22 protein-coding genes are annotated in these 25,892 nt (G+C 69.9%); 12 read left to right on the plus strand and 10 right to left on the minus strand.

The window, feature by feature from the left end; genetic code table 11:
• Positions 1-53 precede the first annotated feature (53 nt).
• Positions 54-1,481: a DUF349 domain-containing protein gene (locus SACAZDRAFT_RS07135; protein WP_005440098.1), complete on the plus strand. Its 1,428-nt coding sequence runs from the start codon at positions 54-56 to the stop codon at positions 1,479-1,481.
• 82 nt (positions 1,482-1,563) lie between these two features.
• Here SACAZDRAFT_RS07135 and SACAZDRAFT_RS07140 read toward each other — a convergent pair whose 3' ends face one another.
• Both SACAZDRAFT_RS07140 and miaB read right to left on the minus strand, forming a co-directional pair.
• A complete protein-coding gene (locus tag SACAZDRAFT_RS07140) occupies positions 1,564-2,058 on the minus strand; it encodes an Rv2732c family membrane protein (RefSeq protein ID WP_005440101.1) in 495 nt (164 codons plus the stop codon).
• Positions 2,055-3,545, minus strand: a complete 1,491-nt coding sequence (gene miaB, locus SACAZDRAFT_RS07145; RefSeq protein ID WP_005440102.1) for a tRNA (N6-isopentenyl adenosine(37)-C2)-methylthiotransferase MiaB — start codon at positions 3,543-3,545, stop codon at positions 2,055-2,057. The genes SACAZDRAFT_RS07140 and miaB overlap by 4 nt, the downstream gene beginning before the upstream one ends.
• A 254-nt stretch (positions 3,546-3,799) precedes the next feature.
• Here miaB and SACAZDRAFT_RS07150 point away from each other — a divergent pair, with 254 nt between their 5' ends.
• From SACAZDRAFT_RS07150 to SACAZDRAFT_RS07165, 4 genes are all read left to right on the plus strand, one after another.
• Positions 3,800-4,528, plus strand: a complete 729-nt coding sequence (locus SACAZDRAFT_RS07150; protein WP_005445874.1) for an amino acid ABC transporter ATP-binding protein — start codon at positions 3,800-3,802, stop codon at positions 4,526-4,528.
• 49 nt (positions 4,529-4,577) lie between these two features.
• Positions 4,578-5,495: a glutamate ABC transporter substrate-binding protein gene (locus tag SACAZDRAFT_RS07155; protein ID WP_005440104.1), complete on the plus strand. Its 918-nt coding sequence runs from the start codon at positions 4,578-4,580 to the stop codon at positions 5,493-5,495.
• 103 nt (positions 5,496-5,598) lie between these two features.
• On the plus strand, positions 5,599-6,246 hold the full coding sequence (locus SACAZDRAFT_RS07160) for an amino acid ABC transporter permease (protein ID WP_005440105.1): 648 nt from the start codon (positions 5,599-5,601) through the stop codon (positions 6,244-6,246).
• Complete coding sequence (locus SACAZDRAFT_RS07165) at positions 6,243-7,103, plus strand: amino acid ABC transporter permease (protein ID WP_005440107.1); 861 nt, start codon at positions 6,243-6,245, stop codon at positions 7,101-7,103. The genes SACAZDRAFT_RS07160 and SACAZDRAFT_RS07165 overlap by 4 nt, the downstream gene beginning before the upstream one ends.
• Before the next feature lie 69 nt (positions 7,104-7,172).
• On the opposite strand, the gene SACAZDRAFT_RS07170 is transcribed toward SACAZDRAFT_RS07165, so the two are convergent.
• The 4 genes from SACAZDRAFT_RS07170 to SACAZDRAFT_RS07185 form a co-directional block, all read right to left on the minus strand.
• Entirely contained in the window at positions 7,173-7,928 is a 756-nt protein-coding gene (locus SACAZDRAFT_RS07170) for a succinate dehydrogenase/fumarate reductase iron-sulfur subunit (RefSeq protein WP_005440110.1), read from the minus strand.
• Between the two features lies 1 nt (position 7,929).
• Entirely contained in the window at positions 7,930-9,846 is a 1,917-nt protein-coding gene (locus tag SACAZDRAFT_RS07175) for a fumarate reductase/succinate dehydrogenase flavoprotein subunit (RefSeq protein WP_005440111.1), read from the minus strand.
• A 67-nt stretch (positions 9,847-9,913) separates the two neighbouring features.
• A complete protein-coding gene (locus SACAZDRAFT_RS07180; RefSeq protein ID WP_005440112.1) occupies positions 9,914-10,699 on the minus strand; it encodes a hypothetical protein in 786 nt (261 codons plus the stop codon).
• A 40-nt stretch (positions 10,700-10,739) separates the two neighbouring features.
• The gene (locus SACAZDRAFT_RS07185; RefSeq protein ID WP_005440113.1) at positions 10,740-11,027 is read right to left on the minus strand and encodes a hypothetical protein; all 288 of its coding nucleotides are present in this window, start codon (positions 11,025-11,027) and stop codon (positions 10,740-10,742) included.
• A gap of 276 nt (positions 11,028-11,303) precedes the next feature.
• On the opposite strand from SACAZDRAFT_RS07185, the gene edd reads away from it, so the two are divergent.
• Genes edd through SACAZDRAFT_RS07200 form a run of 3 tightly spaced genes read left to right on the plus strand, consistent with a single transcriptional unit; the run spans position 11,304 to position 15,360 of the window.
• Positions 11,304-13,235: a phosphogluconate dehydratase gene (edd, locus tag SACAZDRAFT_RS07190; protein ID WP_005440114.1), complete on the plus strand. Its 1,932-nt coding sequence runs from the start codon at positions 11,304-11,306 to the stop codon at positions 13,233-13,235.
• Positions 13,232-13,873, plus strand: coding sequence for a bifunctional 4-hydroxy-2-oxoglutarate aldolase/2-dehydro-3-deoxy-phosphogluconate aldolase (eda, locus tag SACAZDRAFT_RS07195; protein WP_005440115.1), 642 nt, complete (start codon positions 13,232-13,234; stop codon positions 13,871-13,873). Before edd ends, eda begins: the two co-directional genes overlap by 4 nt.
• 44 nt (positions 13,874-13,917) lie before the next feature.
• On the plus strand, positions 13,918-15,360 hold the full coding sequence (locus SACAZDRAFT_RS07200) for a lipase maturation factor family protein (protein WP_005440116.1): 1,443 nt from the start codon (positions 13,918-13,920) through the stop codon (positions 15,358-15,360).
• 148 nt (positions 15,361-15,508) lie between these two features.
• Here SACAZDRAFT_RS07200 and SACAZDRAFT_RS07205 read toward each other — a convergent pair whose 3' ends face one another.
• The 3 genes from SACAZDRAFT_RS07205 to SACAZDRAFT_RS07215 all read right to left on the minus strand — a co-directional run bounded on the left by SACAZDRAFT_RS07205 (position 15,509) and on the right by SACAZDRAFT_RS07215 (position 17,526).
• Positions 15,509-16,030 carry a regulatory protein RecX gene (locus SACAZDRAFT_RS07205; RefSeq protein ID WP_005440117.1) on the minus strand — a complete coding sequence of 174 codons (522 nt, stop codon included), beginning with the start codon at positions 16,028-16,030 and terminating at the stop codon, positions 15,509-15,511.
• Between the two features lie 11 nt (positions 16,031-16,041).
• On the minus strand, positions 16,042-17,079 hold the full coding sequence (gene recA, locus SACAZDRAFT_RS07210; RefSeq protein WP_005440124.1) for a recombinase RecA: 1,038 nt from the start codon (positions 17,077-17,079) through the stop codon (positions 16,042-16,044).
• 252 nt (positions 17,080-17,331) lie between these two features.
• Positions 17,332-17,526, minus strand: a complete 195-nt coding sequence (locus tag SACAZDRAFT_RS07215; protein WP_005445889.1) for a DUF3046 domain-containing protein — start codon at positions 17,524-17,526, stop codon at positions 17,332-17,334.
• 63 nt (positions 17,527-17,589) lie between these two features.
• Here SACAZDRAFT_RS07215 and SACAZDRAFT_RS24005 point away from each other — a divergent pair, with 63 nt between their 5' ends.
• Positions 17,590-17,712, plus strand: a complete 123-nt coding sequence (locus SACAZDRAFT_RS24005; protein ID WP_005440134.1) for a hypothetical protein — start codon at positions 17,590-17,592, stop codon at positions 17,710-17,712.
• 7 nt (positions 17,713-17,719) lie between these two features.
• Here SACAZDRAFT_RS24005 and SACAZDRAFT_RS07220 read toward each other — a convergent pair whose 3' ends face one another.
• A complete protein-coding gene (locus tag SACAZDRAFT_RS07220) occupies positions 17,720-19,666 on the minus strand; it encodes an Hsp70 family protein (protein WP_005440135.1) in 1,947 nt (648 codons plus the stop codon).
• Between the two features lie 141 nt (positions 19,667-19,807).
• Here SACAZDRAFT_RS07220 and SACAZDRAFT_RS07225 point away from each other — a divergent pair, with 141 nt between their 5' ends.
• The 3 genes from SACAZDRAFT_RS07225 (at position 19,808) to SACAZDRAFT_RS07235 (ending at position 25,891) form a co-directional block, all read left to right on the plus strand.
• On the plus strand, positions 19,808-24,454 hold the full coding sequence (locus tag SACAZDRAFT_RS07225) for an ATP-dependent helicase (protein ID WP_005440136.1): 4,647 nt from the start codon (positions 19,808-19,810) through the stop codon (positions 24,452-24,454).
• Between the two features lie 71 nt (positions 24,455-24,525).
• A complete protein-coding gene (def, locus tag SACAZDRAFT_RS07230) occupies positions 24,526-25,026 on the plus strand; it encodes a peptide deformylase (protein WP_005440137.1) in 501 nt (166 codons plus the stop codon).
• Positions 25,027-25,156: 130 nt separating this feature from the next.
• Positions 25,157-25,891, plus strand: a complete 735-nt coding sequence (locus tag SACAZDRAFT_RS07235) for a hypothetical protein (RefSeq protein ID WP_005440138.1) — start codon at positions 25,157-25,159, stop codon at positions 25,889-25,891.
• The last annotated feature ends 1 nt before the right edge of the window (position 25,892 follow it).

Genomic DNA, 25,892 nt, shown 5'->3' on the forward strand with positions numbered 1-25,892 from the left:
ACACCGCGGGGCGCCCGCACCCACGCGGGCCGGACAGCGAGAAGGAGCCGGCCATGGCCGAGCAGAACACCCCCCGCGGCAGTGACGTTCCCGACGTCCCCGACGTTGCCGACGTTGCCGACGTCCCCGAGGGCGCCGAGGCCGCCCCGGTTCCCGGCACTCCCGCCGATGTCGCCGACACCGCCGCCCCGGCGGACGTCCCCGCGCCGCACAAGGTGCCCCACTCCCCCGGAGGCGCGCAGGCACCCGCTGTGCCGGTTGCCGAGACACACCCGTCGCGGTGGGGCCGTGTCGCCGACGACGGCACCGTCTACGTGCGCACGGCCGACGGTGAACGCGCCGTGGGCGTGTGGCAGGCCGGCTCGCCCGAGGAAGGGCTGATGCACTACGCCCGAAGGTTCGACGACCTCCGCACCGAGGTCGAGTTGCTGGAGTCGCGGCTCGCCTCGGGAGCGGGTGACCCGAAGCAGGCCCTGTCCAGCGCCACTCACCTGCGCGACGGCCTTGCCGAGGCGGCCGTGGTCGGCGACCTCGACGCTCTCCGCGCGCGGCTCGACCAGGTGGTGACCCACGCCGAGAAGGCCCTCGAACACAGCCGCCAGGAACGCGAGCGGGCCCGGGCCGAGGCCATCGCGCGCAAGCAGGCGCTCGTGGAGGAGGCCGAGGAGATCGCCGCGACGTCGACCCAGTGGAAGGCCGCGGGCGACCGGCTCAAGGCCATCCTCGAGGAGTGGAAGACGATCAAGGGCGTCGACCGCAAGACCGACGACGAGCTGTGGAAGCGGTTCTCCAAGGCACGCGAGTCCTTCAGCCGCCGCCGGGGCTCCCACTTCGCCGAGCTCGACAAGCAGCGGGCCGCGGCCAAGCGCCGCAAGGAAGAGCTGATCGAGCAGGCCGAGGCGCTGTCCGACTCCACGGACTGGGGCCCCACCGCGAGCCGGTACAAGGAACTCATGGCCGAGTGGAAGGCCGCGGGACGGGCTCCCAAGGACGCCGACGACGCGCTGTGGCAGCGGTTCCGGGCGGCTCAGGACGCCTTCTTCTCCCGCAGGGCCGCGGCCTTCTCCGAGCGGGACGCGGAGTTCGCGGAGAACGCGACGCGCAAGGAGGAGCTGCTGGTCGAGGCCGAGAAGATCGACCCGTCCTCGAACCTGGACGCCGCGAAGGCCCAGTTCCGACGCATCCAGGAGATGTGGGACGAGATCGGCAAGGTGCCGCGCGACCGCATCCGGGAGCTCGACGGGCGGCTGAAGGCCGTCGCCGACCGCATCCGCTCGGCCGAGGACGCGCGGTGGCGTCGCACCGACCCGGAGGCCGAGGCGCGCGCGGCGCAGTTCCGCGAGCGCGTCGAACAGTTCGAGGCACAGGCCGCGAAGGCGCGGGCCGCGGGAGACGAGCGGCGCGCGAAGCAGGCCGAGGCGCAGGCCGCGCAGTGGCGCGAGTGGCTGCGCACGGCCGAGCAGGCCGTCGCCAACCGCTGACCCAGGCAGGAGACGAACGAAGGGGTGGGGAGCCGCGGCTCCTCACCCCTTCGTTGTCGTACGCACCGTCATCGTGGCCGGGTCAGTGCCGCGACCACGCGACCCTCATCCACTGGAACGCCAGCACGATCATCGCTCCGGCGGCGATCACCAGCCCGATACCGGGGCCGGCTCCCGACACACCGCTGATGCCCGACGACTGCTGCGACCACACGGCCAGGATCCCGTCCACCGACGCGAACCAGCCGCCGATCGCGCACACCCACGCCAGCCACCACCGTCGTGTGGTCAGCGCGAGCGCCGAGCCGAACACACCGAAACCGGCGGCCGTCGCGGCGAACAACTGCGGGATCGCGCCCGCCTCGCCGATCAACGCCTGCCACCCGGGACGACCGTCGACCCACGGCAGCACGAAGCCGATCAGCAACAGGAACACGAACACCGCGATGGTGAAACCACGGCGGCCGAACTCGACGGTGCGTGCCGCGCGGCCGAGAGTCTCCTCGAGTGCGGCGGCGGTGCGTGCGTCGAGCTGGTCGTTCGAGGCCGGGAACTCGGCCTTCGACTCGTCACTCACAGTGAACACCCTTCCACATCGGCACCGGACGCCACCGATGCCACGGAGGCAGCACCGAACGACGGCAGCCCGAGGCTGACTCCCTTCGTCTTCGGACGCAACCCTGCCTCCACGTTGTCCCCGGCCCTGGTGCGCCGGTGCGACAGCACGTCACCGTCGGCGACCAGGTGGTGCGGAGCCGCGTAGGTGATCGTCGTCTCGACGACGTCGCCCGGCCGGATCTCGCGGTCGACGGCCTCGCCCACGGGGGCGAAGTGCACGAGCCTGCCGTCGCGGGCGCGGCCGCTCATCCGGTGGGTCTCGGCGTCCTTGCGCCCCTCCCCCGAGGCGACCAGCAGCTCGACCGTCCTGCCGACGAGCTTCTTGTTCTCCTGCCAGGCGATCTCGTTCTGCAGTTCGACCAACCGGTCGTAGCGTTCCTGCACGACCGCCTTCGGGACCTGGTCCTCCATCTCGGCGGCCGGGGTTCCGGGTCGCGGCGAGTACTGGAACGTGAAGGCGCTGGAGAACCGGGCCTGCCGCACCACCTCGAGGGTCTGCTCGAAGTCCTCCTCCGTCTCGCCGGGGAACCCGACGATGATGTCCGTGGTGATCGCCGCGTCCGGCATCGCCTCGCGCACCCGGTCGAGGATGGACAGGAAGCGGGTCGAGCGGTAGGAGCGGCGCATCGCCTTCAGGACGCGGTCGGAGCCGGACTGCAGCGGCATGTGCAGCTGGTGGCACACGTTGGGCGTCTCGGCCATCGCGTCGATCACGTCGTCGGTGAAGGCCGCGGGGTGCGGCGACGTGAACCGCACGCGCTCCAGCCCGTCCACGGAACCGCAGGCACGCAACAGTTTCCCGAACGCGTAGCGGTCGCCGAACTCGACACCGTAGGAGTTGACGTTCTGCCCGAGCAGCGTCACCTCCAGCACACCCTCCGCCACGAGCGCCTCGACCTCGGCGAGGATCTCGCCCGGGCGCCGGTCGCGTTCTTTGCCCCGCAACGACGGGACGATGCAGAAGGTGCACGTGTTGTTGCAGCCGACGGAGATCGACACCCAACCGGAGTAGGCGGACTCCCTGCGCGCCGGCAGTGTCGACGGGAAGGTCTCGAGGGCCTCCAGGATCTCGACCTGGGCCTCGGCGTTGTGCCGCGCGCGTTCCAGAAGGACGGGCAGCGACGAGATGTTGTGGGTACCGAAGACGACGTCCACCCACGGTGCCCGCTGCACGATCTCGCCACGGTCCTTCTGCGCGAGGCAGCCGCCGACGGCGATCTGCATACCGGGTTTCGCCGTCTTGGCGGCACGGAGATGACCGAGGTGACCGTAGAGCTTGTTGTCGGCGTTCTCACGCACCGCGCAGGTGTTCAGCACGACCACGTCGGGGTCCTCGCCGTCGGCGGCGTGCGCATAGCCGGCGTCCTCCAACTGCCCGGCGAGACGCTCCGAATCGTGCACGTTCATCTGGCACCCGAAGGTGCGGATCGCGTAGGTGCGGGTCACGTCTGTCAGGGTAGGTCAACGCCCTCGAACCACCTCACCGCGTCCGGCCTGGACATCGCGGTTAGGGTTCCGGGAACGCTCGAGCGGACCCGACCCGGCGCCATCGAATTGACCACTTAAGGTTGCTTTTTGATTGAGGACACACGCCGGATTGCCCCAAAGGTGTTAGATCCGGATGTTGCCAGTGACAACCCGCGACCCGCGGCTTGCCGAGTGATGGAGGTCAGATGAGCACCGCGACGTCAGCACCGCCGATGATCAAGGCGGCGGCGGTGAACAAGCACTTCGGCGACCTGCACGTGCTCAAGGACATCGACTTCGAGGTGCCCACGGGCCAGGTTGTCGTGATCCTCGGACCGTCGGGTTCCGGCAAGTCCACGCTCTGCCGTGCCATCAACCGGCTCGAGCCGATCGACAGCGGCGAGATCAGCATCGACGGCAAGCCGTTGCCCGCCGAGGGGAAGGCGCTCGCCGCTCTCCGCGCGGACGTGGGCATGGTCTTCCAGCAGTTCAACCTGTTCGCGCACAAGACGATCGTCGAGAACGTCACCCTCGGCCCGATCAAGGTGCGTAAGCAGAACGCCGACGAGGCCCGCAAGACGGCCATGGAGCTGCTCGACCGCGTCGGGATCGCCAACCAGGCGCAGAAGTACCCTGCACAGCTGTCCGGTGGACAGCAGCAGCGCGCCGCGATCGCCCGGGCACTCGCGATGCGGCCCAAGGTGATGCTGTTCGACGAACCGACCTCCGCGCTGGACCCCGAGATGGTCCAGGAGGTGCTCGACACGATGACCGAGCTCGCCGACGACGGCATGACGATGCTCGTGGTCACGCACGAGATGGGCTTCGCCCGCCGGGCCGCGCACCGTGTGGTGTTCATGGCCGACGGCGAGATCGTCGAGGACTCCACGCCCGACACGTTCTTCACCGCTCCGCAGTCGGCGCGGGCGAGGGACTTCCTCGGCAAGATCCTTACTCACTGACACATGTCGTGGCGGCACGGGCCGCCTCAACCGAAACAGGAGAGGTGCCATGAAGATTCGCACCCTGACGGTGGGACTGCTGGCCGCGAGCCTCGCCCTCACCGCATGTGGCAAGGAAGGGTCGCCGTCCGACTCCGAAGGCGGAAACGGCGACGGCAGCGGCTCGGCGGCTCTGAGCTACGAGGTGGCGAAGGACGTCACCGTCGAGGACTCCCCGACCTTCGACCGCATGAAGAAGGCCGGTCACGTCGTCGTCGGCGTCAAGGAGGACCAGCCGAACCTGGGTTACAAGGACCCGACCACGGGTGAGTACGAGGGCTTCGACGTCGAGATCGCACGCCTCGTCTCGGCGAAGCTCGGGTTCGACCCGAAGTCGATCGAGTACAAGGCCGTCGCGTCCGCCGGACGTGAGCAGGCCATCGTGAACGGCGACGTCGACTACTACGTCGGCACCTACACGATCAACGACAAGCGCAAGCAGCAAATCAGCTTCGCCGGCCCGTACTTCGTCGCCGGTCAGGGCCTGCTGGTCGCCAAGGACAACAACGACATCAACGGCAAGGACGACCTCAAGGGCAAGAAGGTCTGCTCGGTGAGCGGCTCCACGCCGATCCAGAACGTGCGTGACGAGGGTCTGCACGAGCCCGGCGGCGAGATCGTCGAGCTCCAGACCTACTCCCAGTGCGTCAACGAGCTGCTCAACGGCAAGATCGACGCCGTCACCACGGACGACGCCATCCTGCTCGGCTACGCCGCCCAGCAGCCCGACGAGCTCAAGGTCGTCGGCGAGTCCTTCACCGAGGAGCCCTACGGCATCGGGCTGCCCAAGGAGGACGACGCCCTCCGGGACAAGGTGAACGACATCCTGGAAGAGGCCATGGAAGACGGCACGTGGCAGGAAATTTACGACGCCACGCTCGGCAAGTCCGGCAACAAGGCCGAGATGCCCGAGATCGAACGCTACTGACGCCGACACCGGCCCTCGGTGGTGACCACCCGCACGGGTGAGGCCGCCGAGGGCCGCGCACGTCGGCAGCCGCCCCATCTGTCCCCGCACCTCCGAGGGAAACATGGACGTACTGCTGGACAACCTCGACCTGTACGGGCCGGGTTTTCTCAACACCATCAAACTGTTCGTCTTGTCGGCGATCGGCTCGTTGGTGCTGGGCACGATCCTGGCGATGCTGCGGGTGAGCCCGGTCCCGATTCTGCGCGCCGCGGGTGCCGCGTACGTGACGCTGTTCCGGAACACGCCGCTGACCCTGCTTTTCTTCTTCTTCGTCTTCGCCTACCCGCTGCTCGACATCATCGACCTGTCGTACTTCTGGGCCGCCGTCGTGGCGTTGATCGTGTACACGTCGGCGTTCGTCTGTGAGGTCGTGCGCGCGGGCATCAACACGGTTCCCGTCGGCCAGGCGGAGGCCGCCCGCGCCATCGGCCTCACGTTCGGCCAGTCGCTGGGCCAGATCATCCTTCCGCAGGCGACACGCTCCGTGGTGCCGCCGATGGTCAGCACCATGATCGCGTTGCTGAAGAACACCACGATCGCGGCCGGGTTCTCGGTCTTCGAGGCGGGAGCGATCCAGAACTACCTGTCCGAGCGCGGGTACAGCGTGATGGTCGGCCTGCTGTGGGTGGCGCTGGGCTTCGTCGTCCTGATCACTCCGCTGACCCTGCTGCAACGTAGCCTCGAGAAGCGCTGGAGCGTGGCCCGATGAGCGCTGTCCTGTTCGACGTCCCGGGACCGAAGGCACGGGTACGGCACCGCGGCTACGCGGTCGCCGGGGTGCTCGCCGTGGTGGCGGTCATCGGATACATCGTGTACAAGTTCGCCGAAGCCGGTCAGTTCGACGCCGACATCTGGGAGTGGACCCTCTACGAGCAGATCCAGCTGGAGGTCGCCGAGGCGCTGCTCAACACGCTGCGGGCGTTCGCGGCGGCGGCGGTACTGGCACTCGCCTTCGGTGCGGTCTTCGCGGCGGCCAGGCTGTCCGACCACGCGATCCTGCGCGTTCCGGCGACGCTGATCGTGGAGTTCTTCCGCGCCGTGCCGCTCGTGGTGATGATCTTCTTCTTCCACTACGGGCTCGCGCTGGGCGCCCCGTTCTACTCGGTGGTGCTCGGCCTGACGCTGTACAACGGCTCGGTGCTCGCCGAGGTGTTCCGTGCGGGCATCCTGTCGCTGCCCAAGGGACAGAGCGAGGCGGCGTACGCGATCGGCATGCGCAAGACCCAGGTGATGCGCATGGTGCTGCTGCCACAGGCACTGCGCGCGATGCTGCCCGCGATCATCAGCCAGCTCGTGGTGTTGCTCAAGGACACCGCGCTCGGCTTCCTCATCACCTACGAGGAGCTGCTGCGCTACGCCCGCTACCTCGGCGGCCAGTTCGAGTTCGACCGGCCGCTGATCCCGATCACGATCGTGGTCGGCGCCATGTACATCCTGATGTGCCTGGCGTTGACCGGCCTGGCGAAGTGGCTGGAGTCGCGCAACCGCCGTAGCAAGAAGGCGCTGCCCGTGGACGTCACGGCCGAGACCGAGGAGGCCACCCTCACCGACGGCAAGCCGGCCTGACCTCCGCGTCGGCTCACACACGAGACAGGGCCGCCGTCACCCGACAACGGTGACGGCGGCCCTTGTTCGTCAGCTCTTGTTGCGGCGGAAGAGCTTGTTGCCCAACCACACCACCGGGTCGTAGCGACGGTCCACGACCCGCTCCTTCATCGGGATCAACGCGTTGTCGGTGATGTGGATGTTCTCCGGGCACACCTCGCTACAGCACTTGGTGATGTTGCAGTATCCGAGGCCGTGTTCGTCCTGCGCCGCATCCTTGCGGTCGGCCACGTCGAGCGGATGCATGTCCAGCTCCGCGATCCGCATCAGGAACCGCGGCCCCGCGAACGCGGGCTTGTTCTCCTCGTGGTCCCGGATCACGTGGCAGACGTCCTGACACAGGAAGCACTCGATGCACTTGCGGAACTCCTGCGACCGTTCCACGTCGACCTGCTGCATGCGGTACTCGCCCGGCTCCAGCTCCGGGGGCGGCGCGAACGCCGGGATCTCCCGCGCCTTCGTGTAGTTGTAGGAGACGTCGGTGACCAGGTCACGGACCACCGGGAACGTCCGCATCGGAGTCACGGTGATGACCTCGTCGGGACGGAACACCGACATGCGGGTCATACAGAGCAGTCGCGGCCTGCCGTTGACCTCGGCGGAGCAGGATCCGCACTTGCCCGCCTTGCAGTTCCACCGCACCGCCAGGTCGGGAGCCTGCGTGGCCTGCAGGCGGTGGATCAGGTCGAGCACGACCTCGCCCTCGTTGGCCTCGACGGTGTAGTCGCGCAGCTCCCCGTCACCGTCGTCGCCACGCCAGATCCGCAGTGTCGCTTCGTACCCCATGTCAGGCCGTCCTTTCCGGATGGTCGGCCAGTTCCTCGTCGGTGTAGTACTTCTCGAGTTCCGCCAGCTCGAACAACCCGAGCAGGTCGGTCCGCATCGGCTCCTGCTCCTTGGTGGTCACCTCGACGCGAGGCACCGGAGCCTCGTCGCCGGTGGTGTGGCACACGAGCAGCGTGTTGCGCCACCGCGCGTCCAACTGCGGGTAGTCGTCCCGCGTGTGTCCGCCCCGGCTCTCGGTGCGACGCAACGCCGCACGGGCCACGCACTCGCTCACGAGCAGCATGTTGCGAAGATCCAGCGCCAGGTGCCACCCGGGGTTGTACTGGCGGTGCCCCTCGACCGTGACTCCACGCAACCGGCCGCGGATCTCCTCGAGCGTCTCCAACGCCTTCTCCATCTCGTCGGCGGTGCGGATGATGCCCACGAGGTCGTTCATGCACTGCTGCAGTTCGGTCTGCAGGGTGTAGGGATTCTGGGCGTCCTGACCGTCGCGAGGCGGGTCGAACGGGGCGAGCGCGGTCCGCGCCGCAACGGCGACGTCGACCTCCGACACCGCCGGGCGCTCGGTGAGCGACTCGACATAGTCCGCGGCGCCGAGGCCTGCCCTCCGGCCGAACACCAACAGGTCGGACAACGAGTTGCCACCGAGCCTGTTCGACCCGTGCATTCCGCCGGAACACTCCCCCGCCGCGAACAGCCCCGGCACGCTCGACGACGCCGTGTCCGGGTCCACCTCGATACCGCCCATCACGTAGTGGCAGGTGGGACCGACCTCCATCGGCTCCGCCGTGATGTCGACGTCGGCGAGTTCCTTGAACTGGTGGTACATCGACGGCAGCCGGCGTTTGATCTCCTCCGCCGACATCCTGCTCGAGATGTCGAGGTAGACCCCGCCGTGCGGCGAACCCCGCCCTTCCTTGACCTCGGTGTTGATCGCGCGGGCCACCTCGTCGCGCGGCAGGAGATCGGGTGTCCTCCGGTTGTTGTCGGGGTCGGTGTACCAGCGGTCCGCCTCCTCCTCCGTCTCCGCGTACTGTCCTTTGAAGACGTCGGGCACGTAGCGGAACATGAACCGCTCGCCCTCGGAGTTGCGCAACACGCCGCCGTCGCCCCGGACCCCCTCCGTGACGAGGATGCCCTTCACGCTGGGCGGCCAGACCATGCCCGTGGGATGGAACTGGACGAACTCCATGTTGATGAGCGACGCGCCCGCTCGCAGAGCCAGCGCGTGCCCGTCGCCCGTGTACTCCCACGAGTTCGACGTGACCTTGAACGACTTGCCGATCCCGCCGGTGGCGAGCACCACGGCGGGCGCCTCGAACAACACGAAGCGCCCGGACTCGCGCCAGTACCCGAACGCTCCGGCGATGGCGCCGTCCTGAGTGAGCAGCTCGGTGATCGTGCACTCGGCGAACACCTTGAGCTTGGACTCGTAGTCGCCGTCGGTGGCGTGGTCCTGCTGCTGCAGCGACACGATCTTCTGCTGCATCGTGCGAATCAGCTCCAGCCCGGTGCGGTCGCCGACGTGCGCCAGGCGCGGGTAGGTGTGCCCGCCGAAGTTGCGCTGACTGATCCTGCCGTCCCCCGTGCGATCGAACAGGGCGCCGTACGTCTCCAGCTCCCACACGCGATCGGGCGCTTCCTTGGCGTGCAGCTCGGCCATGCGCCAGTTGTTGAGGAACTTCCCGCCCCGCATCGTGTCGCGGAAGTGCACCTGCCAGCCGTCGTTCGGGTTGACGTTGCCCATCGACGCCGCACAGCCGCCCTCGGCCATGACGGTGTGGGCCTTGCCGAACAGTGACTTGCATACCACCGCGACGGAGAGTCCGCGCTGCCGCGCCTCGATCACGGCCCGCAGGCCCGCCCCACCGGCACCGATCACCACCACGTCGTAGCTGTGCCGTTCGACCTCGGTCATGAAAAGTCAGGCCACCTTCTGTTGTCCGCCGTGCCCGCCCGCGCGCGCCACACGGCTGGTCGGGATGTCAGTTGATGAAGCGCAGGTCGGGGATGGTGTCCGTCGACACCAGCCACACGTAGAGGTCGGTGACGACCAGCGTGCCCAGCGTGATCCAGGCGAACTGCATGTGCCGCACGTTGAGCCGGCTGACCTGCGTCCAGATCCAGTAGCGGACCGGATTCTTCGAAAAGTGCTTGAGTCTGCCTCCGGTCACGTGCCTGCACGAGTGGCAGGACAGCGTGTAGCACCAGAGCAACGAGACGTTGACCAGCAGGATGATGTTGCCGAGACCGAAACCGCCGGCGAACGCCGCGATGGCGTCGTAGGTGTTGATCACGGTGATGAGGAGGGCTGCGTAGAAGAAGTACCGGTGCGCGTTCTGCACGATCAACGGCAACCGCGTCTCACCCGTGTACCGCGCGTGCGGCTCCGTCACCGCGCACGCGGGCGGCGCGAACCACACCGAGCGGTAGTAGGCCTTGCGGTAGTAGTAGCAGGTGAGCCGGAACCCCAGCAGGAACGGCAGCGACAGGAACGCCAGCGGGATGAACTCCGGCAGCTCACCGATCGGTGTGCCGAAGTGACTCGACCCGGGCACGCACGACTCGCTCAGGCACGGCGAGTAGAACGGCGTGAGGTAGTGGTACTCCGCGGCCCAGTAGCCCTCGCGCATGAACGACCGGATCGTCGCGTAGACGACGAACGCGGCGAGCCCGAGGGCCGTGAACAGGGGAGCCGCCCACCACCGGTCGGTGCGCAGGGTGCGCTCGGTGATCGCGACCCGCGTCCGAGCGGCGGGGGCGGTGTCCATGGCTGCTCCAGGATCCGTGGCGCCGTCCTTCTTCGAGTGATCAGTGCTGGTCACGTTGGTAACCACCCACGCCTTCGTCGTCGGCGCCCTTCCAGAACGCCGGGTCGTACGGGGTGTCCGGGATCTTCACGACGTCCGGTGGTCCTGATGCCTGTGTGGGCACGGGCGGAAGATGTGCGAGGTCCGCGACGTCGATGTCGAGCCGGTCGACGTCGTTCACGATCCGGCGAACGGCGGGCGATTCGCCGTACCGCGACCGCAACGCGCCCACGCACTGTCTGAGTCGCCCGATGGCCCGGCGTAGCTCTGTCATCTCGGCACTGGACATGCTCACCCTCCGAATTCGTTGCTCGCATCCGAGACCGGTACGGCCGACTCTGCACCCCCACCGGTCAATGTGACAAGTAGCACACCACCAACGGTTTGGCGTGACCGACATCACCAGAACTTCTTCACTGAATCGATATTGTCGCGCTGACCTCGAGCTGTATCGTGTCAGTTGCCCACAGGACGCGACGTCAACGCTGCCGTCCCACACCCTCAGTCGGTCACTCTGCGTAAGCAGAACGTGTGCCGTTCACCCGCCGTGAAGCGACCGGAGACCATGCCGTTGAGCCTTCATCCCGTCATCGCCGACGTCACCCACCGCATTGCCGAACGCAGCGCCGCCACGCGGCAGGCCTACCTCGCGCGCGTCGAGAATGCCGCCGCCGAAGGTCCTGTACGCGCCGGGCTCGGCTGCAGCAACCTGGCCCACGGCTTCGCCGCGTGCTCGGGTCCCGACCTCCTCGCCGTGCGCGAGGCCCGCAAGCCCGGCATCGCGATCGTCTCGGCCTACAACGACCTCCTGTCGGCGCACCAACCGCTCGACGAGTTCCCCGCGTGGATCAAGGACGCGGCACGGGAGGCCGGCGGGGTGGCGCAGTTCGCGGGCGGCGTGCCCGCGATGTGCGACGGCATCACGCAGGGCCGCTCCGGTATGGAGCTCTCGCTGTTCAGCAGGGACGTCATCGCGATGGCCACCGGTATCGCGCTGTCGCACGAGATGTTCGACGGCACGCTCCTGCTCGGCGTCTGCGACAAGATCGTGCCCGGCCTCCTCATCGGCGCCCTCGCTTTCGGACACCTGCCCGCGATGCTGGTGCCGGCCGGTCCCATGGCCTCGGGACTGCCCAACAAGGAGAAGGCGCGCATCCGCCAGCTCTACGCCGAGGGCAAGGCGACGCGGGAGGACCTCCTCGACGCCGAGGCCGCGGCCTACCACTCACCCGGCACCTGCACCTTCTACGGCACCGCGAACTCCAACCAGCTCGTGGTCGAGGTGATGGGCCTGCACCTACCCGGGGCGACCTTCGTCCAGCCCGGCACGCCGCTGCGCAAGGCACTCACGGAACAGGCCGCGCGCCGCATCGTGGAGATCACCAAGGGCGACGAGTACACGCCGATCGCCCATGTGATCGACGAGCGCAGCATCGTCAACGGGATCGTCGCGTTGCTCGCCACCGGCGGCTCGCAGAACCACACGCTGCACCTCGTCGCCATCGCCGCCGCGGCAGGCATCCAGCTCACCTGGGACGACTTCGCCGACCTGTCGGCGGCCGTGCCGTTGCTCGCGAACGTCTACCCCAACGGCAGCGCCGACATCAACCACTTCCACGCCGCCGGAGGCGTCCAGGTACTCGTCGGGACCCTCCTGGACGCGGGCCTGCTGCACCCCGACGTGCAGACCGTCGCAGGCCCCGGACTGGACCGCTACCGCCAGGAACCGATCCTGGACGGCGACACGGTGACCTGGCGCGACGTGCCCACGGCCACGCTCGACGACACCGTGCTCCGCACCGCCGACAACCCCTTCGCCACCGAGGGCGGGCTTCGCATGGTCGACGGAAACCTCGGCCGCGCGGTCATCAAGGTCTCGGCCGTCGCACCGGAGAACCGTGCCGTGCGTGCCCCCGCGCGCGTCTTCTCCTCCCAGGCCGACTTCACCCAGGCCTTCCGCGCGGGTGAGCTGAACCGCGACGTCGTCGTGGTGCTGCGCGACCAGGGCCCACGGGCGAAGGGGATGCCGGAACTGCACGCCCTGATCCCCGCACTCGGCGTGCTCATGGACCGTGGCCACCAGGTCGCTCTCATCACCGACGGGCGCATGTCCGGCGCCTCGGGCAAGGTTCCCGCCGCCATCCACGTCACCCCGGAATCCGCCGTGGGCGGTCCGCTGTCCAAGGTGGAGGACGGCGACGTCGTACACCTCGACGCCGACGCCGGCGTCCTCGAGGTGCTGGTGGATGCGGCCACGCTGGCCGAACGGCGTCCGGCCACCCGGGCGACCGAGGACGAGTGGCTCGGCAACGGCCGCGAGCTCTTCGCCGCCCTGCGCAACACCGTGGGCCCCGCCGAACTCGGTGCGAGCGTCTTCGGAAGACTCTCCAATGGGATGGTCGGTGGAGCTCCCGGCGTCGCCGAGCCGACCGCATCGACGCCCACCGCGGCTCCCACGGACTCTTCGGACCTGGTCGACGTGAAAGGACGCGCATGAACGCCGATGACCTGCTCGCCCTGTCCCCCGTGCTGCCCGTCGTGGTCCTGCACGATGCCGACCAGGCCGTCCCCACCGCGCGAGCCCTGCTCGCCGGTGGAGTGCGCGTGATCGAGCTGACGCTGCGCACCGACGCGGCGCTGGACGCCATCCGGCGCGTCGCCTCCGAGGTTCCGGACGTGGTGGTGGGAGCGGGCACCGTGGTCACTCCGGACCAGGCACGGGCGGCGAAGGACGCGGGTGCGGCGTTCCTCGTGACCCCCGGCACCACCGACACGCTGCTCAGCGCCGCCGTCGACACCGGCCTGCCGGTGCTGCCCGGCGCCTCCACCGTGTCCGAAGCCATGCGGTTGGCCGAACACGGCTTCGATCGACTGAAGTTCTTCCCCGCCGAAGCCAGTGGTGGGGCCGCCGCGTTGTCCGCCATCGGAGGCCCGCTGCCGCAATTGCGCTTCTGCCCCACCGGAGGCATCACCCCGGCCGGCGCCCCGCGCTACCTGGCTCTTCCGAACGTGGCCTGTGTCGGAGGATCCTGGTTGACGCCGAAGGACGCTCTCGCGGCGCGGGACTACGCGCGCATTGAGACACTGGCCAAGGAGGCCTCCACGCTCGGGTCGGAGGCCACGACGGCGACGTAGCGCACGCGGCGGGCACCCGTCGTGGAGGGAGGCCCGCCGAGAGCATGTCGTGGGGCTGGTTCACCGCCGACGAGTACTGGCTCTCGCGGCTGGTCTTCCAGAAGATGCTGGCCGCGCTGTATCTGGTCGCGTTCGTCTGCGCGGTGAACCAGTTCCGCGCCCTGCTCGGTGAGCGGGGACTGCTCCCCATCCCGCGATTCCTGGAGCGCGTCGACTTCCGGCGCGCGCCGAGTCTGTTCCACCTGCACTACTCCGACCGGTTCTTCGCCGTGCTGGCCGGGTCCGGTGCCGTCGTGTCGGCCGCGTTGCTGGGCGGCGTCGCCGATCTTCTCCCGGTGTGGGGCTGCCTGCTGCTGTGGGCGGTGCCGTGGGTGCTGTACCTGTCGATCGTCAACGTCGGTCAGACCTGGTACGCGTTCGGCTGGGAGTCGTTGCTGCTCGAAACCGGCTTCCTGGCGATCTTTCTGGGCCCCGCGCACACGAGCGTGCCGACGCTCGTGCTGTGGCTCCTGCTCTGGTTGCTGTTCCGCCTGGAGTTCGGTGCAGGGCTGATCAAGATGCGGGGCGACCGCTGTTGGCGCGATCTGACCTGCCTGTACTTCCACCACGAGACCCAACCCATGCCGGGGCCGTTGAGCTGGCACTTCCACCACCTGCCGCGCTGGATGCACCGAGTCGAGGCCCTGGCCAACCACGGCGCCCAGCTGGTGGTGCCGTTCGTCCTCTTCGCTCCCCAACCCGCGGCCGGAGTGGCGGCGGGCATCGTGATCGTCACCCAGGGCTGGTTGATGATCAGCGGCAACTTCTCGTGGTTGAACGCCCTCACCATCACGTTGGCCGTCTCCGCGGTCAGCGGCACGGCTGTGGGTGTGTCGGCGCCGGACGATCTCACCGCGCCACCGCTCTGGTACGGCACCCTGATCATCGCCGTGACGGCCGGGATCGCGGTCCTGAGCTACTGGCCGGTGCGGAACCTGCTCGGGCGCGGGCAGGTGATGAACTACAGCTTCAACCAGTTCCACCTCGTCAACACCTACGGCGCGTTCGGCAGCGTCACCCGCGACCGGTACGAAGTGATCGTCGAAGGCACCGACGCGGACGCCCTCAGTGCCGACACCGTGTGGCGCGAGTACGAGTTCAAGGGCAAGCCGGGAAATCCGTACCGGCGCCCGCCACAGGTGGCGCCGTATCACCTGCGGCTCGACTGGCAGCTGTGGTTCCTGTCGCTGTCACCTCGTTACGGAGGTCGATGGCTGCCCGTGTTCGTCCGGAAGCTCCTCGACGGCGACCCGGACGTGCGTCGCCTGCTACGCCACGACCCCTTCGACGGCCGCCCTCCGACATTCCTGCGCGCACGCCTGTTCCACTACCGGTTCACCACGCCCGCCGAGAAGGCCGAGACACGTGCGTGGTGGGTCAGGGAGCCCGTGGGCACGGTCGTCCGCACCTGTCGCCTCGGCACCGACGGCACTCCTGTGGTCGTGTGACCGCCGCGACGGTGGCGTGCCACGACCACAGGCCCGCAACCGTCCCTGCACCGCGGATACGCGTACGGGAAGTGCGGAGACGCGTATGCAGGTCGCGGACACGCGTACGGGAAGTGCGGACACGCGTGCGCAGGACGCGGACACGGTGTCAGGTGTCGACGTCGTCGAGCAGGGTCGATTCCGCTCCCGCGTCGCGGAGCTCGTCGCGGACGACACGGTAGGACAGGCCCTGGGGATAGCCCTTGCGCGCCAGCATGCCGATCAGGCGGCGGGTCGCCTTCTGCTCGTCGACGTCGCCCATCGTCCGGAGTTTCTTCCGCACCAGTTCCCGAGCGCGTTGCTCCTCGGCCTCGGCGTCGATCTCCCCCGCCGCCTCGGCCGCGATCTCCGGGTCGACGCCCTTGCGGCGCAGCTCGGCCACCAACGCCCGGCGAGCGAGACCCCGGTAGGTGTGCCGGGATCGCACCCACATCTCCGCGAACGCGGCGTCGTCGACCAACCCCGCGTCGTCGAGCTTGCCGAGAAGCTTCTCACCGATGTCGTCGGCGAAGCCCTTCCGACGCAGAGCCTGACGCAACTCGTCCTTGGTCCGCGGACGCGCGGCCAGGAGGTCGAAACACACCTCCTTGGCCTTGCGCCACGCCTCGTCAGGCGGCAGTTCGCGCGTCAACGCGATCGCCGTCAGAAGTCGACGGGAGCGGGCGCGCCGTCCTCGCCCTCCTGGGCTCCGATGCCGAGTTTCTCCTTGATCTTCTTCTCGATCTCGTTGGCCACGTCCGGGTTCTCCCGCAGAAACCGGCGCGCGTTCTCCTTGCCCTGACCGAGCTGGTCGCCCTCGTACGTGTACCAGGCACCGGACTTGCGCACGATGGCCTGGTCGACCCCCATGTCGATCAACGAGCCCTCACGGGACACGCCGACGCCGTACAGGATGTCGAACTCGGCCTGCTTGAACGGCGGCGCGACCTTGTTCTTGACGACCTTGACCCGGGTGCGGTTGCCGACCGGCTCACCGCCGTCCTTCAGCGTCTCGATCCGGCGCACGTCGAGCCGGACGGAGGAGTAGAACTTCAGCGCCTTACCACCGGTGGTGGTCTCCGGGCTACCGAACATGACGCCGACCTTCTCGCGGAGCTGGTTGATGAAGATCGCCGTGGTGCCCGAGTTGTGCAACGCACCGGTGATCTTCCGCAGCGCCTGGCTCATCAACCGCGCCTGGAGACCCACGTGGGAGTCGCCCATCTCGCCCTCGATCTCGGCACGCGGCACGAGAGCGGCGACGGAGTCGATGACCAGGATGTCGAGCGCACCGGACCGGATCAGCATGTCGGCGATCTCCAACGCCTGCTCACCGGTGTCGGGCTGGGACACCAGCAGAGCGTCGGTGTCGACGCCCAGCGCCTTGGCGTACTCGGGATCGAGCGCGTGTTCGGCGTCGATGAAGGCCGCGACGCCCCCGGCCTTCTGTGCGTTGGCCACCGCGTGCAGCGCGACCGTCGTCTTACCCGACGACTCCGGGCCGTAGATCTCCACGATGCGCCCCCGCGGCAGGCCGCCGATACCCAGCGCGATGTCCAGCGCGATGGCTCCCGTGGGAATGACCTCGACCGGCGGCCTGGTGTCCTCACCGAGCCGCATCACCGATCCCTTGCCGAACTGCTTGTCGATCTGGGCAAGGGCCAGGTCGAGCGCTTTGCCCTTGTCCGGTGCTGCTGCCATGGAATCCACCTCATCGGCTGCTCATCGGGCCCGAGTACGCGCAGTCGTGCATCGTGCAGACCTGCTGTCGGAGTCCGAGGGATGTCTGTGTTGTTCGGGTCCGACGTTACGGGCGGGGTCGGACAGTTCGCGGCCGGACCGGGCAGTTGTCCACAGCCTGACCGGATTGTGGACACCACGATAGCCGAACAGGTGTTCGACGTCGACGCGACACTCCCCCACGGTGGTGAGCCACCGGCCCGACGGTCGCCGTCACCGCCGCTCGCGCGGCACGTCGAACTCCGCGCACACCTCGTGCCAGACCTCCTTGGCCGGAACACCCTCCCGGAGCGCCTGGTCGGCCGTCCGGCCCCCGAGACCGCTGAGCACGTGGTCGGACGCCAGGGTCTCGGCACGCATCGCGCCGAACTCCTCCGCCATGAGTCGCCGGAACACCGTGATTCGCATCGGCACCAGCGTAGTCATTCCCGCCGTCCCCACGGTGCACCCGGCAGGCCGTAGGGTTGTCACATGGTGTTGTCGCAGGCCTTCTCCGAGCTCCAGTCGACCGCGCTCACGCTGGCGTCGATCGCGGTGGTCGGCAGCGCGCTGGTCGTCCTGATCATCACCGCACGCCGCAACCGGAGGAAGTGAACCGGGCTCACTCGCCCGGCTGCACCGTCTTCTCGAAGTAGTCCGCCATGTCGTCCGGCGGAGTCGCCTCTCCGTCACCGGTGACGTTGACCTGGTAGACGAAGCCGGCGAGCGGGCGATCGTCCACGGTGAACACCAGGACCGACGAGTTGCGGCCCGCCGAGGCGGCGTAGCGGCCGGACAGGCCGTTGCCCTTCCACTCCGCCTGCACCTGGTCACCACCGCCCGTGCGGCTCAACAGACCGTCGGTGTACTGCTCGATGGTCTCGGTGGAGCCCGAGTGGATGTACGTGACCTGCGCGCCGGGCAGGCCCGGGGCCGCGCACGTCACCGTGACACCGAGCTCCTGCTCGTCGGGAGGCGCCGCCGCACCCTGCCCCATCCCCGGGGAGCAGTTGTTGTCCTTCGACACGCCGCCCGCGAGCTGGCGCAGGCACCCGGTGAAGCCCTCCTCGTCGGGGTCGCCGGGCTTCCGGCACTCCTGCGCCGTGTAGGTCGCGGCCGACGACGACGGCCAGAACACGAACGCGGCCACACCCCCGAGCACGGCCACGGCGGTGACGGCGGCGGCCACGAGCCAGCCCGTGCGGCGCTTGCCCTTCGCGCCGTCACCGCCGGAGTTCGGCACCGACGGAAAGTGGGCGGGCTGGGTGCTCAGCGGACCGGAGGGCGGCCCGGAAGGAGGCCCGGAGACGGGGGCCGGGGAGTGCTGGCCGCCCGGGGCGCCGGGATAGGGCCCGGTGGGCCCGGAGTGGTACTGCGGTGTGGCCTGCTGGGGCGGCACCATCCCGGCCGGGGGCGAGTACGGGGCGGTGGTGGCCGCGACGGCCGGGCCCTGCGCACCGACCACGTCGCCGTCGACCTGCTGCGTGCGCATGCTGAGGCCGTCGGGGCCGACGTGGTGGGCGCCGAACGCCACCGCCGTCTCGGGCTGGTCGAGGCTGGAGGGCACGACGCCGAGCTTCTCCGCGAGCAGGCTGCCCACGAGCGGCAGGCGACTCGACCCGCCGACGAGGTAGATTCCGGCGAGCTGGTCGGGGGACAGACCGGCCGAGCGCACCGTGCGCGCGAGCAGCTCGACGCTGCGCAGCATCGTGGGCCGCACCAGCGCCTCGAGTTCCGCCCTCGTCACCAGCACGTCGGAGAACGGCTCCGGCATCGGAACCTCGGTCTGCGGGAGCCGGGAGAGGGCTTCCTTGGCGGCTTTCACGTCCTCCTGCAACGCCCTGCGGGCGCGGCGGTCGGCCGTCGACTCGGGGCGCAGGAGGCGCTGCCAACGCTGCGGGTCGCTGTGCGAGACCTCGCGGCCGACGTGCACCAGCAGGGCCTGGTCGACGTCGAGCCCGCCGAGGTCGGGCAGCCCGTCCTCGGCCAGCACCGTGAAACCGTTCGGCGTGGCACCGAGCACGGCGACGTCGAACGTGCCCGCACCCAGGTCGTAGACGGCGAGCGTCTGCCCGGGCGCGAGCCCCTTGCCCGGGAACGACGCGAAGTGTGCGGCGGCGGCGACCGGCTCGGGCACCAGCGTGATCGCGTTGCCCATGCCCGCGAGGCGGGCGGCGGAGAGCAGCACGTTGCGGCGCACCGGCCCCCACTGGGCGGGGTGCGACAGGCGGACCTCCTCGGGCGGTTCCCCGCCGAGTTGCCGCACGGTCTCCTCCAGCACCCGGCGCAGCACGGCGGCCAGGGCCTCGTTGACCGGCACCACGTCGGTCCCGAGCAGGAGGGTCTGCTCGTCCACCCGTCGCTTGGGGTTGGGTTCGAAGCGGGTGGGATCGAGCCGGGCGCGGCGCTCGGCGTCCCGGCCCACCACGAGGCCTCCCTGCTCCTCGGCGAACACGGCCGACGGCATCGTGGCCGAACCGTCGACGTCGATGACCCTGGGTTGTCGCCCGTGTGCCGAGAGCACGGCTACAGTGTTCGACGTACCGAGATCGACGGACAGAATCCCCACCAGTTCTCCCTTGCCGAGGTTTGCGAGAAACCGCGGTGATGCTTTCACGTCGAGCCTCGACGTGGCGACGCACCCGCCGCATTCCGCCGTGCCGATTCGCGTCCCGGGACGAAATGTCGGTGCGGCACGCATGATGGAGGCGTGCCTGACGACGTCCGCCCCGATCCGCTCGAATCGTTCTCGCCCGCCACGCGGGACTGGTTCACGAGCGCGTTCGAGGCTCCCACGGCCGCGCAGCTGGGCGCGTGGCGAGCGGCGCAGGACGGCGAGCACGCGCTCGTCATCGCCCCCACCGGGTCCGGCAAGACGCTGGCCGCGTTCCTGTGGGCTCTCGACCGGTTGGCCACGGTGTCCCCACCCGCGGAACGGCGACGGCGCTGCCGGGTGCTGTACGTGTCGCCGCTCAAGGCACTCGCCGTGGACGTCCAGCGCAACCTCCGGGCGCCGCTGACCGGAATCTCGCAGGCCTCGCGCAGGCGGGGTCTGGAGCCCCCGGACATCACCGTGGGTACGCGCACGGGCGACACCACGCCCGCCGAACGGCGCGCGTTCGCGCGCACCCCGCCCGACATCCTGGTGACCACGCCGGAGTCGCTGTTCCTCCTCCTGACGTCCGCGGCGCGGGAGTCGCTGCGCGGCGTCGACACGGTGATCGTCGACGAGGTCCACGCGGTGGCCGGCAGCAAGCGCGGCGCACACCTCGCGCTGTCGCTGGAACGGCTCGACGACCTGCTCGACCGGCCCGCCCAGCGCATCGGACTCTCGGCCACGGTCCGGCCCGTCGACGAGGTGGGGGCGTTCCTCACCGGCGGCCGACCCGTGCGCGTCGTGCAACCCCCGCTCGCGAAGACGATCGAGGTCCGGGTGGAGGTCCCCGTCGAGGACATGGGCGCGCTCGACGCCCGGCCCGCGCGCACGGAACCCGCGCCGCTGCCCACAGAGGCCGACCCGGACGCCGGCCTCGACTTCCCGGAACCGGTCCCACGGCCGTCGATCTGGCCCGCCGTCGAGGAACGGGTGCTCGACCTGGTCCGCGCCCATCGCTCCACGATCGTGTTCGCCAACTCGCGCCGCCTCGCCGAACGCCTCACCGCGCGGCTCAACGAACTGGCCGCGGAGCGCGAGGAACTGGCCGCCGACCTCGACGACCCGGCCACGACCGCGTTCCCCGCCGAGGCGGTCGGTCAGTCGGGCACCACCCGCCCGCAGGCGGAGACGGCGCCCGTGGTGGCCCGAGCGCACCACGGCTCGATGTCGCGGGAACAACGCAGCCGGGTCGAGGAGGACCTCAAGTCGGGGACGCTGCCGTGCGTCGTGGCGACCTCGTCGCTGGAGCTCGGCATCGACATGGGGGCCGTGGACCTCGTGATCCAGGTGGAGGCCCCGCCCACGGTGGCGTCGGGCCTGCAGCGCGTCGGCCGCGCCGGGCACCAAGTCGGAGCGGTGTCGACGGGCGTGATCTTCCCGAAGTTCCGGGGCGACCTCGTCTCGTGCGCCGTCGTGGCCGAGCGCATGGCCGAGGGCGCGATCGAGGCCGTGCGCTATCCCCGCAACCCGCTGGACGTGCTGGCACAGCACGTCGTGGCCATGGTGGCCGTGGAGCCGCGGACGGTGGAGGAGGTGGCGGCGACCGTCCGTCGGGCCGCGCCGTTCGCGGCTCTGCCCGACGACGCGTTGCACGCCGTCCTCGACATGCTCGCGGGGCGGTACCCGAGCGAGGAGTTCGGCGAGCTCCGCGCCCGCATCACCTGGGACCGCGTCACGGGCGTGCTGGAGGGCCGGCCCGGTGCGCAACGGCTGGCGGTCACCTCCGGAGGCACGATCCCCGACCGCGGTCTGTTCACCGTGATGACGCCGGGCGACGGCGAACGGCCGGGGTCCCGCGTGGGCGAGCTCGACGAGGAGATGGTGTACGAGTCGCGGGTCGGCGACACCATCCTGCTGGGCACGTCGTCGTGGCGGATCACCGACATCACCCACGACCGCGTCCTCGTGGTACCCGCGCCCGGCCACCCCGCGCGCATGCCGTTCTGGCGAGGTGACGCCCAGGGCAGGCCGCTGGAGTTGGGCCGGGCGCTGGGGCGGCTGCTGCGTTTTCTGTCCACGTCGGAGCGTGCCAAGGCGCTTCGACGTGCCGAGGACGCCGGTCTCGACGAGTGGGCGGCCGCGAACCTGGTGTCCTACGTGGACGAACAGCGTGAGGCCACTCGGCACGTGCCGAGCGACCGGACGGTGCTGTTGGAGCGGTTCCGCGACGAGCTGGGCGACTGGCGCGTGGTCGTGCACTCCCCGTTCGGCGCCCAGGTCAACGCGCCGTGGGCACTCGCCGTGGCCGCCCGGCTGCGCGAACGGCGCGGGGTGGACGCGCAGGTCGCCCACTCCGACGACGGGATCGTGCTGAGGCTGCCGGACGCACTCGACGACGAGGGCCGGGAGGTGACGATCGGCGCCGAGGACGTCGTCCTCGATCCGGACGAGGTGGAGTCGCTGATCACCGCGGAGGTCGGCGGGTCGGCGTTGTTCGCGGCCCGGTTCCGCGAGTGCGCGGCCCGGTCGCTCCTGCTCCCTCGACGAGATCCGCGACGGCGCACTCCCCTGTGGCAGCAGCGGCAACGGGCGTCGCAGCTGCTCGGCGTCGCGGCGAAGTACGAGCGCTTCCCCGTGGTGCTGGAGGCCATGCGGGAGTGCCTCCAGGACGTCTACGACGTCGGCGGGTTGCGAGAGCTGATGGCCGACATCGCGGGGCGTTCCGTGCGGGTCGTGGAGGTCGAGACCCCGTCGGCCTCGCCGTTCGCGCGCAGCCTGCTGTTCGGGTACGTGGGCATGTTCCTGTACGAGACCGACGCGCCGCTGGCCGAGCGGCGGGCGGCGGCGCTGTCGCTCGACTCGGCGCTGCTCGCGGAACTCCTGGGCACCGAGGCGATCCGCGAACTGCTCGACGCCGACGTCGTGGCGGAGGTCGAGCGGTCGCTGCAACGGCTCGACCAGGACCGGCACGCGCGCGGGCCCGAGGACACGGCGGATCTGTTGCGGTTCCTCGGCGACCTCACGCGCGACGAGGCAGCGGCCCGCGGTGTGCGGCCCGCTTGGTTGGACGAGCTGGTGGCGCAGCGGCGGGCGATCGTCGTACGCATCGCGGGCGAGGAACGCCACCTGGCGATCGAGGACGCGGGCCGGGTCCGCGACGCCCTCGGGGTGGCACTCCCGGTCGGGGTGCCCGAGGCGTTCACCGAGCCCGTCGCCGACCCGTTGGGCGACCTGCTCCGCCGCTACGCGCGGACGCGAGGGCCGTTCTCGGCGCACGACGCCGCGGCGCGGTTCGGGCTCGGGCTCGCGGTGGTGACCGGCGTGCTCGACCGGTTGACCGCCGAGGGCACCCTCGTCCGAGGCGAGCTGCGCCCGCAGGGCCACGAGGCGGGTACGGAGTACTGCGACGCCGCCGTGCTGCGCCGGTTGCGGCGCGCGTCGCTGGCACGGCTGCGTGCCGAGGTCGAACCCGTCGAGCCCCCTGCGCTGGGCCGGTTCCTGCCGAGCTGGCACGGCATCGGCGCCCACCGGTCCGCCCGGTGGACACCCACGGCCGACGACGTGCTCGCCGTGGTCGAGCAGCTGGCCGGCGCGCCACTGCCCGCGAGCGCCGTGGAGTCGCTGATCCTGCCGAACAGACTGCCCGGCTACTATCCCGCGCTGCTCGACGAGCTCATGGTCGCCGGGGAGGTGACGTGGTGCGGCTGCGGCGCACTGTCGGGTGGCGACGGGTGGATCGCGCTGGCTCCCGCGGACGTCGCCGAGGCGCTGCTTCCGGACGTGGAGGACACCTCGACGCACGGCCCCGTGCACGAGGCCGTGGTGTCGGCGCTGGAAGGGGGCGGACTGTTCTTCCGCCAGATCGTCGACCGGGTGACCGTGGCGCTCGACCAACCGGTCAACGACGCGGACGTGGTGGCCGCGCTGTGGGACCTCGTGTGGGCGGGACTGGTCTCGGGGGACACCCTGGCCCCGCTGCGCGCCCAGGTCTCGGGCAAGGGAGCCGCGCACAAACCGCGCCGGTCGACGCCCCGGGGCCGGTACGCACGCCTGCGCGCGGCCCGGCCCGCGATGCCCAGCCGCACCGGTCCGCCCACCGTCGCCGGACGGTGGGGCCTGACCCCACCTCGCGAGACCGACCCCACGCGACGCGCCCACGCGCGGACGGAGTCGTTCCTCGAACGGCACGGCGTGCTGACGCGCGGAGCACTGGACACCGAGCGCGTCAGCGGCGGCTTCTCCGCCGTCTACCGGGTGTTGCGGGGCATGGAGGACTCGGGCCAGGTCATTCGCGGCTACGTCGTGGAGGGTCTGGGTGCGGCTCAGTTCGCCGTGCGCGGCGCTGTCGACCGGCTGCGCGCGGTCGCGGACGCCGGAGGCTGGCGGCCGGAACACCGGGCGGTCGTCCTCGCCGCCGCGGACCCCGCGCAACCGTACGGCGCGGCTCTCGACTGGCCCGCCGTCGTGGGCGACACGAAGCACCGCCCCGCTCGCAAGGCCGGGGCGCTCACCGTGCTCGTCGACGGCACACCCGCGATGTACGTCGAGCGAGGCGGTCGGTCGCTGCTGTCGTTCACCGACGATCCGGTCACCCTGCGTACCGCCGCCGAGGCCCTGTCGAACGCGGTGCGCGAGGGCTGGCTCGGGCAGTTGCAGGTGCAGCGGGCCGACGGAGAACAGGTGTTGACCTCGGAGCTCGCCGTCGTGCTGCGTGAGGCCGGTTTCCGTGCGACCCCGAAGGGGTTGCGGCTGCGGGCGTAGCGGAGCGTGATCGCGGCGCGGTCTCTCGTCGCTAAGCTCGGCCGCGGCACTCTCCAGGAAGGACCACGACCATGGCCAAGCGCGACATCCGCTACTTCGGTGACCCGGTGCTGAAGTCCCCCGCCGATCCGATCACCACGTTCGACGACTCCACTCGCGCGCTGGTGGACGACCTCCTCGACACGGTGCAGGCGCCGGGTCGCGCGGGTCTGGCCGCGCCCCAGATCGGTGTGGGCGCGCGGGCGTTCAGTTACAACGTGGACGGCGATCTCGGCTACGTGCTGAACCCGGAGATCGTGGAGGTCTCCGACGAGAAGCACGAGGTCATGGAGGGTTGCCTGTCCCTGCCCGGGTTGAGTTTCCCGACGGTCCGTGCGGTGCGCGCGACGGTCAAGGGTGTGGACCTGCGCAACGAGCCGGTGATCGTCTCCGGGGAGGGCCTCATGGCCCAGTGCCTGCAGCACGAGGTGGACCACCTCGACGGATACCTGTACATCGACCGCCTGGATTCGGAACACCGCAGGCAGGCGCTGCGCCAGGCACGCAGCCAGGATTGGTTTTGGTCTCGTTAGGACAGTCACCGGAACGACACACGTGATCACATAGATCGTTATCTTTCTGTGTCCATTCCCACTCTCTCGTGACTTCCCCGTTGCCGGTTCTTAATCTCACCGGCGCTGGGATCACGGGAGTAAAGGGACAATGAGAAGACAACGGGCCCCACGCGGCCGGCACCGCAAGCCCACGCCACCTCGCACCTGGGTTCGCCCGACCGCACTGGGCGTCGTCGCCGCCGCGGCTCTGGCCGTGACGGTGTACACCGCGAACGGTCTGGTCCAACACGACGACGCAGCGTCCGCCGCACTCGTCATGTCGGCGAATCCGGCCTCGACGTCCTCGCCGTCGAGCACCACGTCGCCGCCCACCACGCAGAGCCCGAGTTCGACGACCTCGACCACGACGTCCGAACCATCCGAGACCACCGAGCCGGAACCCGAGCCGGAGCCGACGGAACCACCCGACACGACCGAGGCGACCGAGGAACCGCCTCCGCCCGAGCCCGTCACACCCGAACCGCAGGCGTGCCCGACGGACCTGGAGAACACCGAACCCCACGTGGCACAGGTCGGCCATCACGTGCTCACCCGGTTCGCGGTGGACTCGGTGGGCGGTCGCGCCGGTCGTGCCAATGCCAGCGACCATCCTGCGGGCCTGGCCCTCGACTTCATGGTCAGCCCGGAGGTGGGCGACGCCCTCGCGGACTACCTGGTGGCCCACCGGGCCGAGTTCGGCATCACCTACGTGATCTGGGCGCAGCGGATCAACAGCGGGTCGGGCTGGTCGACGATGGAGGACCGCGGCAGCCCCACGGCGAACCACATGGACCACGTGCACGTCTCGTTCGCCGCAGGCGCCGACGTCGCGGTCACCTGCTGAC

The sequence above is a fragment of the Saccharomonospora azurea NA-128 genome, assembly GCF_000231055.2.
Taxonomy (GTDB): domain Bacteria; phylum Actinomycetota; class Actinomycetes; order Mycobacteriales; family Pseudonocardiaceae; genus Saccharomonospora; species Saccharomonospora azurea.

Excerpts from the sequence above, each read along its gene's own strand:
- SACAZDRAFT_RS07135 (WP_005440098.1), top strand. The coding sequence starts at position 54 with ATGGCCGAGCAGAACACCCCCCGCGGCAGTGACGTTCCCGACGTCCCC.
- SACAZDRAFT_RS07150 (WP_005445874.1), top strand. The coding sequence starts at position 3,800 with ATGATCAAGGCGGCGGCGGTGAACAAGCACTTCGGCGACCTGCACGTG.
- SACAZDRAFT_RS07155 (WP_005440104.1), top strand. The coding sequence starts at position 4,578 with ATGAAGATTCGCACCCTGACGGTGGGACTGCTGGCCGCGAGCCTCGCC.
- SACAZDRAFT_RS07160 (WP_005440105.1), top strand. The coding sequence starts at position 5,599 with ATGGACGTACTGCTGGACAACCTCGACCTGTACGGGCCGGGTTTTCTC.
- SACAZDRAFT_RS07165 (WP_005440107.1), top strand. The coding sequence starts at position 6,243 with ATGAGCGCTGTCCTGTTCGACGTCCCGGGACCGAAGGCACGGGTACGG.
- SACAZDRAFT_RS07170 (WP_005440110.1), bottom strand. The coding sequence starts at position 7,928 with ATGGGGTACGAAGCGACACTGCGGATCTGGCGTGGCGACGACGGTGAC.
- SACAZDRAFT_RS07175 (WP_005440111.1), bottom strand. The coding sequence starts at position 9,846 with ATGACCGAGGTCGAACGGCACAGCTACGACGTGGTGGTGATCGGTGCC.
- SACAZDRAFT_RS07180 (WP_005440112.1), bottom strand. The coding sequence starts at position 10,699 with ATGGACACCGCCCCCGCCGCTCGGACGCGGGTCGCGATCACCGAGCGC.
- SACAZDRAFT_RS07185 (WP_005440113.1), bottom strand. The coding sequence starts at position 11,027 with ATGTCCAGTGCCGAGATGACAGAGCTACGCCGGGCCATCGGGCGACTC.
- edd (WP_005440114.1), top strand. The coding sequence starts at position 11,304 with ATGCCGTTGAGCCTTCATCCCGTCATCGCCGACGTCACCCACCGCATT.
- eda (WP_005440115.1), top strand. The coding sequence starts at position 13,232 with ATGAACGCCGATGACCTGCTCGCCCTGTCCCCCGTGCTGCCCGTCGTG.
- SACAZDRAFT_RS07200 (WP_005440116.1), top strand. The coding sequence starts at position 13,918 with ATGTCGTGGGGCTGGTTCACCGCCGACGAGTACTGGCTCTCGCGGCTG.
- recA (WP_005440124.1), bottom strand. The coding sequence starts at position 17,079 with ATGGCAGCAGCACCGGACAAGGGCAAAGCGCTCGACCTGGCCCTTGCC.
- SACAZDRAFT_RS07215 (WP_005445889.1), bottom strand. The coding sequence starts at position 17,526 with ATGCGAATCACGGTGTTCCGGCGACTCATGGCGGAGGAGTTCGGCGCG.
- SACAZDRAFT_RS24005 (WP_005440134.1), top strand. The coding sequence starts at position 17,590 with ATGGTGTTGTCGCAGGCCTTCTCCGAGCTCCAGTCGACCGCGCTCACG.
- def (WP_005440137.1), top strand. The coding sequence starts at position 24,526 with ATGGCCAAGCGCGACATCCGCTACTTCGGTGACCCGGTGCTGAAGTCC.
- SACAZDRAFT_RS07235 (WP_005440138.1), top strand. The coding sequence starts at position 25,157 with ATGAGAAGACAACGGGCCCCACGCGGCCGGCACCGCAAGCCCACGCCA.